Source organism: Fodinibius sp. GM108, from assembly GCF_058386985.1.
Window position 1 is genome coordinate 107,236 of sequence record NZ_JBYEIR010000004.1, and the last position, 20,234, is coordinate 127,469.

Annotated in this window: 12 protein-coding genes; 6 read left to right on the forward strand and 6 right to left on the reverse strand. The window is 43.6% G+C overall.

Going from position 1 to position 20,234, the window contains the following annotated elements:
• Positions 1–6: 6 nt before the first annotated feature.
• Genes ACT3ID_RS08450 through purM form a run of 3 tightly spaced genes read right to left on the reverse strand, consistent with a single transcriptional unit; the run spans position 7 to position 3,224 of the window.
• Positions 7–654 (reverse strand): class I SAM-dependent methyltransferase, encoded by a 648-nt coding sequence (locus ACT3ID_RS08450; RefSeq protein ID WP_491541578.1) that lies wholly within the window; start codon positions 652–654, stop codon positions 7–9.
• 16 nt (positions 655–670) lie between these two features.
• Positions 671–2,167 carry an aminopeptidase P N-terminal domain-containing protein gene (locus ACT3ID_RS08455; RefSeq protein ID WP_491541579.1) on the reverse strand — a complete coding sequence of 499 codons (1,497 nt, stop codon included), beginning with the start codon at positions 2,165–2,167 and terminating at the stop codon, positions 671–673.
• Positions 2,168–2,216: 49 nt separating this feature from the next.
• Positions 2,217–3,224: a phosphoribosylformylglycinamidine cyclo-ligase gene (gene purM / locus ACT3ID_RS08460; RefSeq protein WP_491541580.1), complete on the reverse strand. Its 1,008-nt coding sequence runs from the start codon at positions 3,222–3,224 to the stop codon at positions 2,217–2,219.
• Between the two features lie 458 nt (positions 3,225–3,682).
• Between purM and dtd the strand changes: the two genes are divergently transcribed.
• Positions 3,683–4,123, forward strand: coding sequence for a D-aminoacyl-tRNA deacylase (gene dtd, locus ACT3ID_RS08465; RefSeq protein WP_491541581.1), 441 nt, complete (start codon positions 3,683–3,685; stop codon positions 4,121–4,123).
• A gap of 102 nt (positions 4,124–4,225) precedes the next feature.
• A complete protein-coding gene (locus ACT3ID_RS08470; RefSeq protein ID WP_491541582.1) occupies positions 4,226–5,125 on the forward strand; it encodes an alkaline phosphatase family protein in 900 nt (299 codons plus the stop codon).
• 34 nt (positions 5,126–5,159) lie between these two features.
• Here the strand turns inward: ACT3ID_RS08470 and ACT3ID_RS08475 are convergent, their stop codons facing one another.
• Positions 5,160–5,723, reverse strand: a complete 564-nt coding sequence (locus ACT3ID_RS08475; protein ID WP_491541583.1) for an adenylate kinase — start codon at positions 5,721–5,723, stop codon at positions 5,160–5,162.
• A gap of 168 nt (positions 5,724–5,891) precedes the next feature.
• Here ACT3ID_RS08475 and ACT3ID_RS08480 point away from each other — a divergent pair, with 168 nt between their 5' ends.
• Positions 5,892–6,767, forward strand: coding sequence for a mechanosensitive ion channel family protein (locus ACT3ID_RS08480; RefSeq protein WP_491541584.1), 876 nt, complete (start codon positions 5,892–5,894; stop codon positions 6,765–6,767).
• A 334-nt stretch (positions 6,768–7,101) separates the two neighbouring features.
• Here the strand turns inward: ACT3ID_RS08480 and ACT3ID_RS08485 are convergent, their stop codons facing one another.
• Positions 7,102–10,332: a WD40/YVTN/BNR-like repeat-containing protein gene (locus tag ACT3ID_RS08485; RefSeq protein WP_491541585.1), complete on the reverse strand. Its 3,231-nt coding sequence runs from the start codon at positions 10,330–10,332 to the stop codon at positions 7,102–7,104.
• Positions 10,333–10,560: 228 nt separating this feature from the next.
• On the opposite strand from ACT3ID_RS08485, the gene ACT3ID_RS08490 reads away from it, so the two are divergent.
• The 3 genes from ACT3ID_RS08490 to ACT3ID_RS08500 all read left to right on the forward strand — a co-directional run bounded on the left by ACT3ID_RS08490 (position 10,561) and on the right by ACT3ID_RS08500 (position 18,446).
• The gene (locus ACT3ID_RS08490) at positions 10,561–13,785 is read left to right on the forward strand and encodes a SusC/RagA family TonB-linked outer membrane protein (protein WP_491541586.1); all 3,225 of its coding nucleotides are present in this window, start codon (positions 10,561–10,563) and stop codon (positions 13,783–13,785) included.
• 53 nt (positions 13,786–13,838) lie between these two features.
• Positions 13,839–15,155, forward strand: a complete 1,317-nt coding sequence (locus tag ACT3ID_RS08495; protein WP_491541587.1) for a RagB/SusD family nutrient uptake outer membrane protein — start codon at positions 13,839–13,841, stop codon at positions 15,153–15,155.
• A 90-nt stretch (positions 15,156–15,245) separates the two neighbouring features.
• Complete coding sequence (locus ACT3ID_RS08500; protein ID WP_491541588.1) at positions 15,246–18,446, forward strand: WD40/YVTN/BNR-like repeat-containing protein; 3,201 nt, start codon at positions 15,246–15,248, stop codon at positions 18,444–18,446.
• Positions 18,447–18,508: 62 nt separating this feature from the next.
• Here ACT3ID_RS08500 and ACT3ID_RS08505 read toward each other — a convergent pair whose 3' ends face one another.
• A complete protein-coding gene (locus ACT3ID_RS08505) occupies positions 18,509–20,173 on the reverse strand; it encodes a M14 family metallopeptidase (protein ID WP_491541589.1) in 1,665 nt (554 codons plus the stop codon).
• Positions 20,174–20,234: the final 61 nt, after the last annotated feature.

Below are 20,234 nucleotides of genomic sequence, written 5' to 3' on the forward strand. Positions count from 1 at the left end.
AGAAAATTAACTATTTCTGCTCTGCAAAAGAAGATTTAACAGCCTCGGAATATCCTCATTTTCATAATAATGCTCTCCAATTTCCAACAGGTCAAATCCTGCTGCAATTGCTTCATTTACATACTCCGAAACGGAATGCGTAAAGGCATCCACCAACACCTCTTCGCCTGTTTTCTGACTGATGAATTTTGCCTGGGAATCCTGCAGCTGCTTGTACGGATGAAGTTCTGCAATATATAGTTTTCCATTGGGATTTAAGATCCTGAATGCCTCTGAAAAAACATGAGACAGCTGTTCGATATGCTCCAATACAAGGTTAGCAACAATTAAGTCAAAAGACTCATCCGAAAACTGCCAATCTTGTGTGATATCGGCAGTTTTAAAATGAACATTATCAGCCTCTATACGCTGACATGCTTTTTGCAACATCTCTTCAGAGATATCCACGCCCACCACCTTTTCAGCGTGCTGTGCAAGATATTTAGTATTGAGCCCCGTTCCGCACCCGATCTCCAATACTTCTTTTCCCGCTAAATCCAGTTGTGCTTCACGTATAGCCTGATAGTTTAAATCGCGAGTTGGATTTTTGTTACTATCATAAATTTCTGCCCATTCATCGTAAGCTTGCTGGATACGATCTGTTTCTGCTGTCATTTAAGACTCCCCTCTACTATTGTAACTGATATTGTAACAATCCATCTTCACGCATTATCTGTTCAATTGATTCAATATCCCGCGGTAAGAAATCACTCATGATTTCAACTCCCTCATCAGTAACAACAATGATATCTTCCAGGCGGATATAAACTCTATCATCGGGAATACGGAATTGAGGTTCGATGACGAATACCATCCCTTCTTCAAGCGGAGTAGTATAATCCCCGACATCGTGTACAGCCATTCCAACACCATGTCCCAGACCACGATTGTTATTTTCTGTTGAAGCCCGGAAATCATCAACAAAAGATTCAGCTGCTTCCCTGAATTTTGGTTTGGAGAATGAAGTAGCATCCATCAAACTATCAATTTCAACCAAAGCATTCTTTTTAATCTGCTGCGGTGTTAGCCCCTTTTCAATGTTGTATAGTATGGCCTCATAGAAATCTAAATAAAAGGAATAAAGCTCTTTTTGTGTTTTGTTGAAACGCCCATTCGCCGGCCACATACGTGCCAGATCGCTAGTGTAATATTGATAATCACCGCCATAATCCATTAAAATCATATCTCCATCCCGAGCAGGACGGACACTCCCATGATAGTGATTCATATAAGCATCTGGGCCGACGTGAACTAGTGCGTAATAGGCATCTCCCTGGTATCCATTTTTCTGATAAATAAACTTTCCTATAGCTTCTAATTCAGTGGGTGTTACACCTACTTCAGTAGATCTGATTGACTCCTCAATCACTTGCGCCTGAAGCTTCATAGACTCCCTGATTAAATCCAATTCCCGCTCACTTTTAATTTTTCGCAATTCATCTACAATGGGAGATAAATCTTCAATTGGCATTCCATTGGTATGCTGTTGCAGTTGATTCTTTAAATGCTGGTAGCGAGCAACACGATTATCTAACGGATCCTCATCTACATCCTCCCATTTTCTTTTAGCCATAGATCGAGTCATGGCCAAATTTTCATAAGGATTTAAATGCGTATATAAGGATCGAATTGACTCTTTATTACTTACTGTTAGTAGATCTGCCTCCAATTCTTCGATTGATCTTACCTCTTCAATTCCAGAGAGTTCTTTAACAAGTGAATCGTCCTCGGCAGCCAATACTTTCCCCTCACCATATTCCCTTCGTTCTTTTCTCGGAGGTAAATATACGGTAGTTGTTTCTGACTGACCGTCCATTAGTAAATAGGCGTGTGGTGCCTCAATACCAGACAAATAATAAAATTCATTATTCTGACGGAAATGCTCAAAACCATCAGGAGTAGGTGCCCCAGCAACAACTACAATTGCATTTTCACCAATGGCGTCGAAAACATTGGTTCTTCGCTGGGCAAACTCTTCAGGTGGAAACTGGGTAGTAAAAAGCGGTCGTTCCTCTTTTTCTTTAGAAGTATGCCAGTCACCGTCAGGTCGTTCATTATGCGTACAGGATATTAAACTGATCCCTAAGAATATTATTCCGAGGTAACTTGTTATTCTGGTTTTTATCATTTCTGTATTTTATTTGTTTATGTGGTAAGTGAAAAGATTAGAAATAGAATTACTTTTCAATGACTCCCATCTCAATTATTTCTTCATCCATCTCTTCAACTATCTCTTTCACATCATCAGCGGCGTCCGGATTTACAATTGCAATGAGTCCGATACCAAGATTAAAAGTTGCCCGCATATCGTCTTCAGGTACATTCCCCAGATCCTGAATAAGCTTAAAAATTGGCGGACGCTCCCAACTCTCCCAATCTAACTGAATGGTTAGTTTATCCGGAGTAATACGCTTTGTATTTCCGATGATTCCACCGCCCGTTATATGTGAAAACCCGTTTACGCCATCCAGAGAGCGTAATTCCCTGATAATAGGCAAATAAGATTTATGAACTGCCAACATCGCATCCCCAATGGTTGTATCTAATTCATCAACATGATCTGTTACTTTATATTCTGAAAACAGCACTTTTCGCGCCAGGGAATAGCCATTCGTATGTAAGCCGGTGCTGGGGAATCCGAGTAGAAGATCACCCTCCCGAATATCGGATCCGCTAATAATATTTTGTCGATCGATCATTCCGACAACTGTACCGGCCAGATCGAATTCTCCTTCGCTGTAGATATCCGGCATTTCTGCTGTCTCACCTCCGATTAGTGCTACTCCGTTTTCTTTGCAGGCTTTCGCAAATCCTTTAACCACCTGGTAACCCACATCCTGCTCAAGTTTACCGGTAGAAAAATAATCCAGAAAAAAGAGGGGATCCGCACCGGATACTGCTATGTCGTTTACGCAGTGGTTAACAAGATCCTGACCGACGGTATCATATTTTTTGGATTTAAAAGCTACAATCAGCTTGGTACCAACGCCATCAACGCTGCTTACAAAAACTGGATCTTCATAGCTATTTAAGTCAGGTCGAAAAAACCCTCCGAATCCACCAATATTGCTCAAAACTGAGTCACTGTGAGTCTGCTGTACCAATCCCTTGATAGATTCAACCATTTCTTCTCCGGCTTCAATGTCGACACCGGCGTCTTTGTACGTAAATTTTTTCTTAGACATCAGAACTGAATTTTTGGATAGAGTTGTGCTTTTAGACTGATATGAATATAGCCAACTCGAATCTCCTTTTTAAGAAATATTTCTCCACATTATCCACCGGAAACCCTTTGTAATAATTAGATTTAAATATTTGTAGTACATAGTAGTACCTGTGGATAAGTGGAAAACTTTTTACTTCACAAAATTTTAGTTCTAAAATCACAATTGTGGATTATTTTGTGGATAACATTGTCAATAAAAACAATACTTTAGAGGAATTAATTTTAAGTTATCCACAATCCACAAAAAAGTGAATGTCAAGAAAAAAATGTTATAGACAGGTAATTTTTGTTTGATAACCTGTGGAAAATAATATTCAGTTGTTGAAAGCTGTGGAGAAATTTTGTTGGTTTTGATCAATCAATTTTGAGAAGAAGTTTTACACATACTTTTCCACATAATTGTTAACAGAGATAGATATGAAAATAGTACTACAAAGAGTATCCGAAGCGAGTGTTTCAGTTGATAATGAGAGTATCGGTGCAATCGATCAGGGCTTAGTGCTGCTGGTGGGTGTCCACGAGGAGGATTCCGAAGAGCAAATGCAGTGGTTAGCTGATAAAATTTTAAAACTGCGCGTATTTGACGATGCAGATGGAAAGATGAACCTGTCGGTGCAGGATGTAAACGGCGAAATACTGGTGGTTCCACAGTTTACTCTGTACGGGGACTACGAGCAGGGTAATCGGCCCAGTTATTTTGAGGCAGCGGGTCCTGATAAGGCTGAAAAGTTATATGAGAATATGATTACTTATTTTATGAGCAATTCTGATCTCAATATTGAAACTGGTAAGTTTGGCGCCTATATGGATGTGCAGATCCGTAATGACGGCCCGGTTACTTTGGTTTTAGAAAGATGATTTATTGTACAAAGAGACGGATTTAGAAGATACAAAACAAAGAAATTCTGTGTACAGGGTTATAGTTTTACTTATAGCTCTGTGTGAAACAGCTTAAAGGATATGGCAGTAATTTTTTTATTTATCGACGGCGTCGGACTTGGAAAAGAATCCCGTTCCAACCCCTTTATACATCGAGAGTATCGGGGTTTTACTGCCATGGCTGGAGATCAACACTTTTCAAAGAATGCACAAGAACTGAACGAATCTAACCATTTGTTTAAGAAGGTTGACCCGACACTTGGAGTAGAGGGGTTACCACAGAGTGGTACGGGACAGGCAGCGCTCTTTTCCGGAGAAAATGCAGCCAAAGAAATAGGTAAACACTTCGGCCCATTTCCACATTCTGGTATAAAACACTTGCTAAAGGAACAGAGTTTATTTTTAAAAGCACAGCGGATCGATAAGAGCTGTAATTTCATGAATGCATATCCGGATATCTTCTTTGAAAAAGCAAGGAGGAAGCAACGTTGGACATGTACCACCTTAATGACTAAAAGTGCAAATATTGCGTTGAATACCGCGGAAGAAGTTAAAAAGGGAAAAGCATTAACTGCAGAGTTAACGCAGGAAGCCTGGAAAAAGCAGCTTGGTATTGATGTGCCGGAAATTTCTCCCGAAACTGCAGCAGATCGCCTTCTGGAGCAATCCGAAAGGTACGATTTATTACTGCACGAGTATTATCTCACCGATAAAGCGGGCCATAGCAGGGAGTTAGATAAAGCAGACGAGTTTTTGAAAGTTTATGATCGTTTCATTTGGCACTTAATCGATCATAAAAATAAGGATATAACAATTGTACTTTCGAGTGATCATGGGAATGTAGAGGATTTATCAGTAAAAACACACACCTTCAATAAAGTTCCGCTTTTTGTTTATGGTCCCGGTGCAGAATCCTTTAGAAAAGCCGAGAGTATCATTGATGTAACCCCGGGAATTATAGAAGTGTTAAAAACTAATTAATTGTTTAATTAGTAAAAAAACCGTTGCCATCACACTACTCCTCTTCTTCCAAAGCGTAGGTAATGCGATCAAAAATTTCATCAATGGATCCGACTCCGTCAATGACTTTGACTACATTTTGTTCTTTGTAATGATTAAGTACCGGCTGTGTTTCTTTCCAATAAACATTCAGTCGATTTTTTACTTTTTCCGGAGTGTCGTCGGACCGCCCTTCGCCGCGGCTCATGATGCGTTCTATAAGCTCTTCTTCGGGGACATCGAGCTGTAGAAAAGCGTCCAGCGTTTTTCCTTTTCTATCCAGAATGGAATCAAAAGCCTCAGCCTGGGGAACGGTGCGGGGGAATCCATCCAGGATATAACCGTCATCATATTTTTCATCCTTGAGCTCTTCCTCTACCAGCGCTACTACCTTTTCGTCTGGAACCAGATCGCCGGCATCCAAAATAGATTTTACTTCTTTACCGAGCGGAGTCTCATTCTTGATGGCCGAGCGGAAAATCTCTCCCGTTGACAGGTGTGGAATATCATACTCATCGCTTATTTTTTTTGCTTGTGTTCCTTTGCCGGCGCCCGGAGGTCCAAAGATGATGATACGCATAAAGTTATGATAGAGGTTTAGATCTTGTGTGTTTGGTGATGCTGAAAATAGCGCAATCGGCAAGTATATTCAATGATTAATAGCAGCAAATTTCTCCTAACTCTTTTTGAATATTGTAGAGGGTTTATTTTTTGATTATCGTATAAGTTAAAATGAAACACACTGATTATGACCTGGGAAGAATTCTTTAGTTACGTAGGGGATGTATTGAACTTTCAGCTGTTTAAAGTAAGTGATGCGCCGGTAACGGTAGCATCAGTTTTAGTTTTTTTACTGCTCTTAACCATCTTCATTGTACTTGCAGTTTTTGCCAGGAGAGCCTTAAATCGTCGAATTTTCCGACGATTAAAAATGGACAGAGGCACGAGCTACACGCTCTCGCGAATTACACAGTATATCATTATCACCATTGGTGTTTTAATATCCTTCAATTTTGTGGGGATAAACCTCAGTAGCCTTGCAGTGATTTTTGGATTACTTTCGGTGGGGATCGGCTTTGGACTGCAAAATGTGACCGCCAATTTTATATCCGGATTGATCATCCTTTTTGAGCGCCCGATAAGTGTAGGAGATCGCGTCATGGTCAATGAAATTGAAGGGGATATTATGGAAATTAACATTCGTTCAACGATGGTGCGGACGGTAAACAATATTTTTATTATCGTGCCAAACTCTGATTTTGTATCGGAAGATGTTATCAATTATTCCCATGGTGATCCCACTTATCGGCTGGATATTGACGTAGGTGTCTCATATGGTTCTGATCTTGATACAGTGCTGAAAGCCCTTAAAGAAGTGGCGGATTTAAATAGTAATGTGATGCAGAAACCGGAGCCGGAAGTACACTTAATAGAATTTGGTGATTCAGCATGGAATATGCAGCTGCGGTCGTGGATTCCCGACGTAAAGCAATACCCGCGGATTCGCAATGAGATTAATCAGTCTATCGTACGAACTTTCAAAAAGTACGATATAGAAATCCCGTTCCCTCAGCGCGATCTTCACGTGCGCAGCTCGGTAAAATTGCCTATGAGTAATGAATAGCTACTCTAAACCTGACGTGAAAGGAATGCAGTGGGCAAGAAATGCCCCGAATCCGCCAGTTAGCGGACATAGTCAAGGAAGTAATTTTACTGGTGAGAACGCCGCTTTACCCGCTTGAGATTCTTCTTCGTCCGCTTTACTCCCTCATCAGAATGACAAATCATTGAAGGGGATTTAATAACATTCGGTTGTTACCGGCAGCTTTGCTGAATTATTGTACACGAATAAAATTACAAGACATCCCTCGTCTCTTCAGTCCTCGGGATGGTAGATTCAGAGATGGATAGCCCAGGCGTTAACGCCTGGGCTATCGAATTTTATCTTCTGTAATAGATTAGTTTTCAATAGGAATAGCTTCCTGCTCGATTTCCTGAATAAGTTCAGATGCCTCACCACGAAGGATTGGCTCAACCTTTTCAAATTGTGCATCAACACGGTCCGCTAAGTCCTCATACACAGCATATTGCTGCTCGGTAGGACGTCCGTCACCAGTACCAACAGTGCTGGCCAGGGAGGCAAGTTTATTATTAAGCTTGATAGGATAGTTGAGTACATCCTGGAACGACTCAGCCTTGGTTTGCATCAGCTCTCCTTCAACCTCTGTAAGGGTATTTAGCATACCATCTACTCGTTCCTGTACCTGCTCATTATCAGGATATTCAGATTTGATATCTCCCAGCTCTTCACGAACCTCACGAATTCTGTTGATGGTCTTATGAGTTGTATCGAGTTTTGAAATAATTGTCTGGTGTAACTCAAACTGCTCCTCAAAGTCTTCCTGAGAAACATCAATACGCGGATCCTTGGTGATATCGAAATCTTGGCTCATGACGACTTCATCATCAACAATCAATCGTACCTCGTACGTGCCGGGAACGGCCGTTGGCCCGGCTGTTGATCCAGCCCATAAAATTTGTCGTCCATCCAAGTCAGCAGCTCCGGGATAGCGCATATTCCAGACAAACCTGTTTTGTCCCTGTTTTGTAGTCAGTACATCATGAGGTACTTCATGTTCTTTCTCGTGAAACTTATCTGATTCTTTGATTTCGTTTCCATCAAGATCTTCTTTGCTGGAAAAGGTGCGAATAACATCGCCACCCGATTCGGCAAATTGTAGCTTAACCTCCTGATCCGATATCTCATCGTTAATATTGTAGTGCACAACAACTCCATCCTCGGGATTTTCGCCAAGCGTTTCTCCGGGATCGGGTTCGGTGTGGTTACCGAAGAGATAGGTCGTTTCCGGCTGATACAGGTAGTAATCGGATTGTGTAACCTGATCTCCCAGCTGATGAAGTACGGAAAGATCATCCAAAACCCAGAAAGAACGCCCCTGTGTAGCTACCACCAGATCCTTGTCACGCTCGTGAACGGCCAAGTCAGTTATGGGCACAGCCGGGAGGTTTAGTTGAAGAGGTTGCCACAATTCTCCGTCATCAAACGAAACATATACTCCCGTCTCGGTTCCAGCGTAGAGCAATCCTTCTTTATTGGGATCCTCACGAATTACGCGTGTAAAATCTTGATCGGGAATACCGTTCGTAATTTTAGTCCAGCTTTGCCCGTAATTATCTGTTTTGTAGAGCATTGGCTGGAAATCATCAAACTTGTAACGGGTAGCAGCCAGATAAGCAGTACCGGCATTATGTGGTGATGGATCGATGATGCTGGCCATTGTCTCGGGCATTCCTTCGGGTGTGACTTCTGTCCAGCTGTCGCCGTTATCACGACTCACGTGAATGAGCCCGTCATCGGCGCCCGTCCAAAGTACACCCGGTTCCACAGGCGACTCTGCGAACGTAAAAATAGTATTATAGTATTCGACGCTGGTGTCATCTTTGGTAATCGGTCCGCCCGATTCGCCTTGTTTTGATTTGTCATTTCGCGTCAAATCTTCGCTAATAGTATCCCAGCTCTTGCCTTCATCATCCGATCGGTGAACAAATTGCGAAGTAGCATATAGGATGTCGGGGTTGTGTGGTGAAATATAGATCGGAAAGGTCCATTGGAAGCGATATTTAAGATCCTCAGCTCCGGCCCCCATGGGATTTTCCGGCCACACGTCAATACGATCGCTCTGCTGAGTGAAATCATTAAATTTGTTAAAATAGCCGCCGTAACTGCCGCCGTATGTGACATTCGGATCTTCAGGATCGGGAGCGATATAGCCGCTCTCGCCGCCGGCTACAGGGGCCCAGTCGCGTTCGTCAATGCCGTAATCAGCAGTGCGGCTTTTTATGCCTACCGTGCTGTTATCCTGCTGGGCACCATAAATGCGATAAGGAAATTGGTCGTCGGTAATTACCTGGTAAAACTGGGCGGTAGCATATTTATGATATGACGACCAGCTTTCCCCATCATTATAAGAGACCTGCCCACCGCCGTCATCGGCTACGACCATTCGGTTACTATCATTCGGATCAATCCAGAGGTCATGATGGTCGCCGTGCGGCGTACCTTTGCGGTCAAATGACTCTCCGCCGTCGGTAGATTTGTAAAATCCAACATTCAGGACGTAAACCTCGTTCTCGTTTTCAGTGTCGGCTACAATGTGGGTATAATACCAGGCACGCTGGCGCAATTCGCGATCATTATTAATCAGCTGCCAGGTTTCGCCGCTGTCATCGGAGCGGAAAACACCGCCATTATCGCTCTCGATAATAGCCCAGACGCGATCGGAGTTGACCGGAGAAATAGCTACGCCAATTTTGCCCATTAGTCCTTTGGGCATGCCCGGACGCTCCGAAATATTCTCCCACGTCTCACCGCCGTCGGTACTTTTATAAAGTCCGCTGCCTTCACCGCCGCTCGACATCTCCCAGGGATTACGATACGCTTCCCAAAGTGAAGCGTACAAAATGCGGGGGTTGTTTGGATCTACTTCAATATCTACAGCACCGGTATTCTGATTGTGATATAGTACTTTTTCCCATGTGTCGCCGCCATCGGTCGTTTTATAGACGCCACGCTCTTCATTGCCTTCAGTACCAAAAGCGTGTCCCATTACAGCTACCCAGGCAACATCCTCATCTTTGGGATGAACGGCAATCTCACCGATAAAGTGAGATTCCGGCAGTCCGATATGCTCCCAGTTTTTACCGCCGTCGACAGATTTGTACATTCCGTCGCCGGCCGACATATTTCCGCGGATGCAGGTTTCGCCCATTCCAACATATATTACATTGGGATCAGATGGAGCTACTGTTACAGCTCCGACAGAACCCGTTTTGAAATCACCGTCGGAAACGTTGTACCAGTTAGTACCACCGTCGGTGGTTTTATACACCCCGCCACCGGTAAATCCGGCGTAGTAGGTATGGGGCTGATCAGAATGCCCACTAACTGCTACCGAACGCCCGCCGCGAAAAGGACCGATGTTGCGATATTCCAGCTCCTGCATAAAAGAGTCTTCAAAAGTAACCTCCTCTACATTTGGATCATGATCATGTTCTCCGAAGCGCTGAGCTTCGGCAGAAAATGAAATTCCTAAAAACAGGATACAGCAAATAATAGATGCTGTGATTCGTAATGTGCTTTTTGATTGATTGATGCTTTTCCCAAACATAATCCCCGACTCTATATTATTGTTGATTAAAGATGCAATGTATAAAAAATCATTTACCGTGTGAGGTAAAAAGTTGTGAAGCTCTAAGTAGTTAAACCCTAAGAAAAATTTGACATAGTGAATTATTATTTACAAGTACTAGCTCATATTAAAATTTTTTAACGGAAGGACAAAAATAAAGAGCACCAGCAGGGATGGGCTCTTTTCTAAATAAAAAGGGGATACAAGATGTATAAAAAAACAATACTGATATGTGTAGGATTATTATACATGATAACTACAGTTGCTTTAGGACAAGGTTCTGTAGAGGGGACCGTAACTGAAGCGCGTACAGGTGAAACTTTGCCTGGAGTGAACGTAGTTATCGAAGGTATGTCGATTGGAGCTTCGACAGATGCTGACGGTAACTATACTATTAGTAGTATAGATCCTGGCACTTATAACCTGCAGGCTAGATTTGTAGGATATACAACACAGTCTCAGGAAATTACTATCAACGGCGATGAAACCATTACGGTAAATTTTAAACTGAGACAAAGCTCAGTCAATTTAGATGAAGTAGTTGTTACTGGTGCTGGAGGGCCAGTCGAAAAGAGAAAGTTAGGGAACTCTATCGGGAGCATTGATGCGGAAGATCTCGAAACAACTCCAATCAATAATTTCTCTGATGTAATACAGGGAAGAGAACCGGGCATGGTGGGTTTGCCTTCCGGAGGAGCTACTGGTGAAGGTTCCAGGATTAGAATTCGCGGCTCTGCCAGTCTTTCTCAGAGTAATGAACCACTAATTTATATTGATGGAGTACGCGTTGATAATGCCGGGGGTTTTGGTGGACTTGTGGGTAATGACGGAGGGTCTCCTTCACGTCTGGACGATATAAATCCGGATATTATTGAGCGGGTGGAAGTTCTAAAAGGTGCTGCAGCAGCAACCCTTTATGGGACAGAAGCTTCGAATGGAGTTATACAAATTTTTACTAAAAAAGGTGCAGTGCTCGATAAGCCTCAATTTAACTTAAAAATTGAAAATTCGGCTATAAAATATCCGGGTAATATTATTGATCCCAATACTGGCTATGCCATGGATCAAGCGACAGCTGACAATATGGGTGATATATATAATACCGAACTGCAACCATTTGAACTGCATGAAGAACCATTTGTTGCAGAAATGTTTGAAACAGGACACTCCCAGACTTATAGTACGTCTATTAATGGAGGTAGCCCTGGTATTACCTATTATGTTAGTGGACGCTGGACGGATGAAGATGGCCCTTTTGCTGCCGACCAATGGCCGGGTATGCCAGATGGTACAGAAGCAAAGGTGCAGGATACGAACACTAAAATGCAGTTTAATTCAAACGTAAATATTTATCCCAGTGATGAACTGCAGTTTCGTATAACGACGGGCTATAGCGATGTTCAACACTCTACGTGGCCTCTCAACAATAATATACAGAGTCCGACATCACTGGCTATGTTGAGTAAGCCGCAGTTATCTTCACCGGACAACTATTCCGGCATCATTGCATTTGCCACTGTGGCGGAGGGTACGCAGCTGACGTTTGAACAAGATGTTCAGCATTTCAATGGGAGCGTAGGTGCAAATTATCGGCCTATTGATCAACTAAATGTTGATGCTACCTTCGGTGTTGACTTCACGAATCAATTTAGTGAATTCAATCGCCCGTTTGGCTGGAATATCAGTAACTTTACCTCCGATAACGTAGACGGAGAACGAAGTTTTTCCGATCGCAACAATTTGGAGATTACCGGTGACTTGAAGGCTACGCTTAGCAATACCCTAAGTTCTAAATTTGAATCTACTTTTATTCTTGGAGCCCAGAGTTTTATCAGTCGACAGCAAATTTCTTCAGGTAATGCGGTTGGGTTTCCGGGTCCGGGTCTGACGGTTAGTAATGCAGCGGATGAACAAACTCTCGATGAAAATATTTTGGAAGAGGTTAATGTTGGTGTCTTCGGTCAGGAACAGATTGGTTTTAACGATTACCTTTTCGGAACAGTCGGGGCACGGTTGGATGCAAACAGTGCATTTGGATCGGAGTTCAATGTAATTGTTTATCCTAAAGCCTCTCTCTCCTTTATCCCTACCGATGCGTCGTTCTGGGAAGGTAATGATGATGGAGTTATTAATTCGCTGCAGATACGTACAGCTATCGGACAGTCGGGACTACAACCGGGAGCTTTTGATGCCCTGACTACTTACGAATCCTTTTCATCAACATCAGGAGCCGGTATTGCTCCGGAAAATCTTGGGAACCCCAATTTGAAACCCGAAATATCCACTGAATGGGAGTTGGGTACAGAGATGGGACTTTTCGGAGGCCGGGCTGGTCTTGAGGCTACTTACTGGAACCGAAGTGTAACCGATGGATTGGTTGCCCGACAGTTTCCTGTCAGTGGGGGATTTGTTAACACACAGCTTGATAATATCGGAGAGTTGTCCGGAGAAGGTGTGGAAATAAGTCTAGATGGAACGCCTATTTCGACGCAAGATCTGCAGCTTAGGTTGTTTGCCAATACTGCCTACCTTTATGAGCAGGTTGAATCGCTGGGTGGTGCGCCGCCGATAAAAGTAAGCGGAAGTTATACCCGGCACCGTAACTTTATTACGGAAGGCTATGCCCCGGGATCGCACTTCGGTGCTAAATTAATGGATGTACCGGATGGTTCGCTGCCGGTTGACCTTAATGGCGACGGCCAGCCGGATACGGAGCAAGAGCTTTTGTCTTTGCTTAGTGGCTCAACATCAGACTTTTCAACTGCTTGGTTTTCAAATCTTCCCTCTTCAACCTCGTCAGTACTGATTGTAGACGAAGACGGCGACGGTGATTTTTATGACCATTATCTTGGTAAGCCGACCCCCGATTTTAGTGGGTCGTTTGGGGGTGGAGTTGATTACAAGCAGTTTAGCTTAAATGTGATGTTCGAATATAAATTCGGCAATTATTACGTCAATAATCTGGGACAGGCTTTTCGGAGCGCTAACCCGGCAATTGGTCGAAACACGCCTGGGTCAGCAGAGGTAGATCGAGATTATGCAACTGGTGGAGTTGATGAGAATTATAATCCTCAAAATGACCCGGAAGTTCGGCTCGACGCTCTTAAAAGCTGGATAAATAATTATCTAGGACTTGCACCTTTCCAAGGTTTGAATTGGGTGCAAAAAGCGGATTACCTGCGATTTAGAGAGTTAAGCTTTACCTATCGCGTCCCTTCCGATAAGCTTGCCCAGCATGGGATTCGCAAGCTTTCTTTTACTGCTTCAGGCAGAAATCTTGCCCTCTGGACCGCCTTTGACGGGGATCCTGAAGTTAATGAGGTTGGCCGAGGTGCAGGCAGCCAACTTGATCAGAACTTTCTGAATGGGGTGTCGACGCTTGGTATGCCAATACCGCGCCGCGTTTCCTTTAGTATAAACCTTGGATTTTAGGAGGGGATATTAATATGAGATATTTAAAATTTTTGAAACCGATGAGTGCTATTATGAAACAATGCAGAACTTATATCTTACTAGGAGTAATATTATTTGCTGTAGGATTGTCGGGATGTGACATCCTGAATGTGGATAATCCGAACAGTCTGGTAGAGGAAGATGTGGATAATCCGGTAACGGCCGAGTTTCTTGTGAATGGTTCAGAAGCAAAGGTTGCCGACGGTGTCAGTGGTTACCTTGCTGTATATTCTACGGCCTCTGACGAATTGAACTGGGTAGGAAGTTTCGATGCCTGGAATGATGTCATGATTGGCAACTTCAATGATCGCACCAATCAGTTTGTTGACCAGGAATATCCGACTATTTCGCAGGCACGTTGGTGGGCCGATGATGTAATAGAACGATTAGAAACATTCGACAGCGAAGGTACACTTTCGGATAAAACACTGCTGAGTCGCGCCTACCTCTACGGAGCTATCACATATGTTACCATAGCTGATATGTTTGATAACTTCGTATTCACAGAACGTGCGGAAGGTGGACCTCCGATTGGTGAAGAAAACATGGTGCAGCTTTATGATACTGCTATTGATTACATCGATAAGGGACTGGCCATTAGCGGGATCAGTACAAATCTTGAAGCGGCCCTCAAAGGTATGCGGGCACGGGCTAATTACTCCAGGGCAATGTGGAAAAAAATGAAACCATCGGTTAATACTTCTGATCCACTGATTAACAATTCCGATGCAGTTTCAGATGCTCAGGACGCACTGGCTGTTATGGAGCAGGATTATAAGTATCAGCTGGAATTTTCTCCGAGCACGCTAAATAATTATGCCGCCCAGCAGACAAATAACCGGAATGAATTGGTGCTGAATCCTTCTGTATATATCATACCGGATGATGACGGAAGAAAAATAAAGGATATCAGTGATCCTGATTCCAGTATTAAGATACAGGATCCCATAGATGATATTCCCGATCCGGCCGCTTACAATATTATAAGGGAGTTTACGCTGGCAGGTCAATATGCCCCATTAACAGTGGTTTCTGCGCGAGAAATGCACCTTATTCTTGCCGAAGCTGCGGCCGCGGGCAACACCAGTATTGATTTTGAAACGCAAATCAATGCTATTCGCTCTCTGGAGAACCTGACCAACTACAACGGGCAGATCCCTCAGCTGGAGATGCTGAAACACACGCGCCAGGTAAATCTCCTGCTGCAGGGGCGCAGGTTGCACGATTTATATCGTTTCGGCGAATCTTCTCCCCAATGGGAAGCAAATTCTACGGCGGAGAGCAGTCCGGGGACCTTCTTTCCTATTTCCATTACGGAATGTAGAGCTAACGAAGAGGTAAGCTGTTAACAATCATCTTTTTTTAATACCAGAATTTTATGGCACTGTCGGAGCAATCCGGCAGTGCTATTTTTTAATACCAACTAAATAGGAGTAGCTGTGAAAAAAAGAATAGACCAATCGAATACAGTAAAGGGAAAATTTAAAAGTTTTTGGCTCTTCTCTATTTCGTTGCTTTTGGTTCTGTTTTTCTGGACGGGTGTTGAAAATACCGCGGCCCAGGAGCAAGAAGAGAATGACCAATATTCAAAGGAGCTTTACCAGGCGATGGACTGGCGAAATATTGGTCCTTACCGGGGTGGAAGAGTCACTACCGTATCCGGGGTAATTGACCAGCCGGATACCTATTATATGGGAGCTACAGGAGGAGGAGTCTGGAAAACTACCGATGGCGGAGAAGTATGGAAGAATATCTCTGATGGATACTTTAATACCTCTTCTGTCGGAGCCATCGGAGTTTCAGCCTCCGATCCGAATGTCGTTTATGTTGGCATGGGAGAAGCACCAGTACGGGGCGTGACGACTTCTCACGGTGATGGAGTCTATAAATCGACCGATGCCGGTAAAACATGGGAACATATGGGACTCGATAATACGCGTCAGATATCACGAGTGCAGGTTCATCCCGATAATCCGGATCTTGTGTATGTAGCCGCCCAGGGTAGTCCGTATGGAGCCAATGAAGAACGAGGAATATACCGCTCTAAAGATGGCGGTGAGACATGGGAGCTGGTCTTGCATATTGATAAAGATACCGGCGCCAGTGATATGAGTGTAGATATGACTAATCCCAGAGTAGTATATGCGGCTTTTTGGGATCACCGACGCTATCCGTGGAAAATTCGTAGTGGCGGCCCGGGCAGTAGCATCTGGAAAAGCACAGATGGAGGAGACAATTGGGAAAAGTTGACGAATGGATTACCCGACCTGATGGGGAAAATTGGAGTTTCAGTTTCCAGAGCGAATAATAATCGCGTATTTGCAATTGTTGAAGCCAAAGACGACAAGGGCGGGCTTTATCGTTCGGATGATGCGGGGGAATCCTGGGAATTGGTTAACAAGCAGCGGGTAATACGTGCCCGGGCCTGGTACTATATGGATGTTAAAGCGGATCCGCAGGATGAAGAAACTGTTTATATCATCAATGCACCGCTTATGAAATCAACCAATGGCGGAGAGTCGCTTTCGGAAATTGAAGTGCCTCATGGTGATGTGCATGACCTCTGGATTAATCCCGATAACAATAAGAATATGATTGATGCCAATGACGGGGGAGCGAACGTGACCTATAATGGAGGTAAATCATGGTCATCCCAGGAAAATCAGCCAACGGCGCAATTTTATCGTGTAAATACAGATAACAGATTTCCTTATCATGTTTATGGAGGTCAGCAGGACAATAGCACCGTAGCTATTGCTAATCGCACCAGTGACAGCGGTATTGGCTGGAAAGACTGGTATCCGGTAAGCGGTTGTGAAAGTGCCTATCTTGCTTTCGATCCGGATGATCCCACGTTGGTGTATGGTGGATGTTATCAAGGTATCATAAATGAGTATAATCATGATACCAAAGAGATTAAAAATGTAATGGCCTATCCTTATTTAGGACTTGGTACTAATCCAAAGGAACATGAATATCGATTTAACTGGAACGCACCGATCGTAACATCTCCTCACGATCGCGATGTGATTTACCATGCCGGTAATAAGTTGCTAAAAACATCGGATCGCGGCATCAGCTGGGAAGAGATCAGTCCCGATCTCACTAAGAATATCGAAGAAAATCTCAAAGAAGGTGGTGAACCGATAACGGTAGAATCAGCCGGTGGAGAAATATACCACACTATTATGTATGTAGAGCCTTCTGAGCACGAACAGGGGACCATCTGGGTAGGCACTGATGATGGGCTCGTTCATCTGACTCGCAATGAAGGAGAAAGCTGGGAGAATGTTACTCCGGATGGAGTGGATGATGCTATGATCAACTCTATTGAGGTATCGCCCCATGATCCGGCTACCGCCTATGCCGTGGCCACAAGGTATAAGTTCAATGATTTCACGCCGCATATCTATAAAACAGAAGATTATGGGCAAAGTTGGGAGCGGATAGTAAATGGTATTGAAGATGAAGCCTGGGTACGGGTAGTCAGGGAAGATAAGGAGAAAGAGGGGTTACTGTACGCCGGCACCGAATTGGGCATGTATATTTCGTTTAATGGTGGAGAAGCTTGGCAGCCGTTTCAGAATAACCTTCCTGTTGTTCCGATCACGGACTTGCAGATACGACGGAACGACTTGGTTGCTTCTACCCAGGGACGTGGGTTCTGGATTTTGGATGATTTGAGTCCTGTTCAGCAGATAAGTGATGAAGTGGCTAATTCAAGTTACCACCTGTTTGAGCCAGGACTTAGCTATCAGGTGGATGGCAGTCAGGGAGATAATCCTCACCAGGGGAAGAATCCACCCAAAGGAGCGTTAATCTATTATACCCTAAATGAAAAACCCGATACTTCTGAGACTACAGTCAGGCTGGATATATTAAATGACGAGGATAAAATTATCCGGACGTATGCAACGGGGAACGACGAGAAGTTTAATCACCAAAATAAATCCGGAGACAAACCGGAAGAAGTATCTCTGGATGAAGGAATGAATCGTCTGGTCTGGGATTATCGAACTTCGGAAATGACAACCGTGCTGGACTATTTTATCTTCGGTAATACTGCCGGATATGAAGTAACTCCCGGAACCTATACGGCCCGTTTGTCTGTTGGTGATTGGACTTCGGAAAAGGATTTCGAGGTAAAGGCTGATCCCAGAATAGAATCGTCAACGGATGGATACTCCGAAAAACAGGAGCTGCTGGCAGAAGCTTTTGACACTGCTGATGAAATTCATACCTCAGTGAATAAGATGATTTCCGTTCGTGAACAAGTAACTGATCTCATTAAGCTTACAGAAGACCAGCCGAATGGCGAGGCTATCGGTGAGAAAGGTAAAGAGTTAAAGCAAAAGCTTACCAAATGGATAGAAACGGTCATTCAGCCTAAACAGGAAACCTTTCAGGATGTAATTAATTTCCCGAACAAGCTGAATGCACAGTTTCTGCATATCTATGGAATAATAGATTCCAGTAATCCACCGATCACAGAGGGGGCAAAAACCCGGTTAAATGATCTGAAAGATACGTGGAAAGAACGTAAAGAAGCCATGCAAAATATTCTCGAAGAGGATGTTACGGAATTTAATGCCATCTTTGATGAGAATAACATTCCGGCAGTAATTACAAGCATGAAGTAAATTAGTGTTCAATAATAATTGGAAGGGCGGTATCTCTGATTGCCGCCCTTTTTTACTTGATATTACTCCAGCGTAATCGTTTCCCGATCAACTCCGCCCTTTTTTGACCATACCTCAATAGTTGCTTCCGTTCCTTCGGGAGCCACAATTTCCCATTCTCCATAATAAAAGCTTTCAAAATCAGCACCTCTTGTTCCACGTAAGAAAGGAAACTCAAGAACCTCGTAATCCTCATCTCTGTCTTCACTGGTGCTAAGAGTCAATTCTACATCTTGAGACTGTCCGATAATACGCGCTTGCTCCATTGAAGTATCCAGGTATCCCTCATTAACAATTTGAGCGCGTATATGCCATGTATTGTCTCCTGACGATTGTACCTCTACATCTCTGACTTTCACCAAGGGTGTTAGTAGTCCGCGAACTTTGGCAAACTCTGCCTGGTCTAAGGCAATCTTTTTGAAATAAGGTCCCGGCGGCGGATTTCTTAGCCAATATTTCGTGAACCCTCCAAGCTCGACTTCTCCGAGTGAAGGGTGTTTATAAGATTTCCAATCTACATATTTTTGATCAGCCAAGGCGGGGTCTTCTTCATTTTCATCAAGCCATTTCAGGACGCGCGATTGTACATCGGGTCGGCGATATCTTCCGGGAATAGCAAACAAAGGTTTGTCGCGGGGAATATCTCCCCAGCCAACCTCATTAACAAAATCTTCCATAGTCCATAATTCTGTTGTTGTAGAGAATATCCCGTGATGGAGATATCCCCAGTCCACAAATACACCATGTCGTGTATTTTCTTGTTCCGGGGCCGGAAGATTGGGATCGATAGTGGTGAATTCGTGATAAATAGAAGCCTGCGGATAAGTCGTTATTTCTGTACCCATTCCGAGAATGGTAGTATAATCCTTCAAATCTTTTCTGGGAACGTCTTTGGTTGGCCGGGCAGAAAAAGGCCGTAGGTGAACTCCACTGGTTGTGTGATAAGATTCAATCATGGCTATATTCGGGTGATGAACGATAAATTCAGCTATATTTCGTGAGTTTGTCTCATCCAGTGGATAGTCGCCCGCACCCCTATACTGACCGTCATCGGAAGACCAATGCCCCGGGTAGTTTCGATTGGTAATAAATCGTGTAACCGGCGGATCGTTGTTAACTTCACCATCGCCGTCATTGTCTATTCCCTCTTGATAGAGATCATAAAAAGTGCCGATGGAATCATCTTCTGCTCGTTCCACCATAATCCGCGGATCCTTTTCATATGTCTTCCACTCACCGTCGGGATTTTCCACCCGCATATTTAATATTTCCCCGTCACCGTCAATATCTTCGGGTCCATCATCACCGTTTTTGCCTCTTTCGTAAAGCCTGTCTGCATTATCAATCTCCATCGGATCCCAGTCTATATTACCTGTTATGTAGGCTTCTGCACCATCGGGATTTGCCAGTGGCAGAATATAAAGCACGCGGGTATCCAGCAGTTCGGTTACTTCGGGATCTTCACCATATTGAGTTAAAAAGTAATAGGGGAGAAAAGTTGCCACTTCACCGCCCATTACTTCAGTGTCGTGTTGGTTGCCATCAAAATAAGCGGCTGGTTTTTCGGATGCCGGGCCGGTGTCTTTGTTGGTGATTTCAATAAGCCACATTTCTCTTTTACCGGTAGCTGTCTCACCTATTGAATAGAGCTCCACCAGATCAGGATAATCTTCGGCGAGCTGATTCAAAAGTGTAACTGTTTCTTCATAGGTATGATAGCGAAATTCGTAATTGCTGAAGTTATCATCT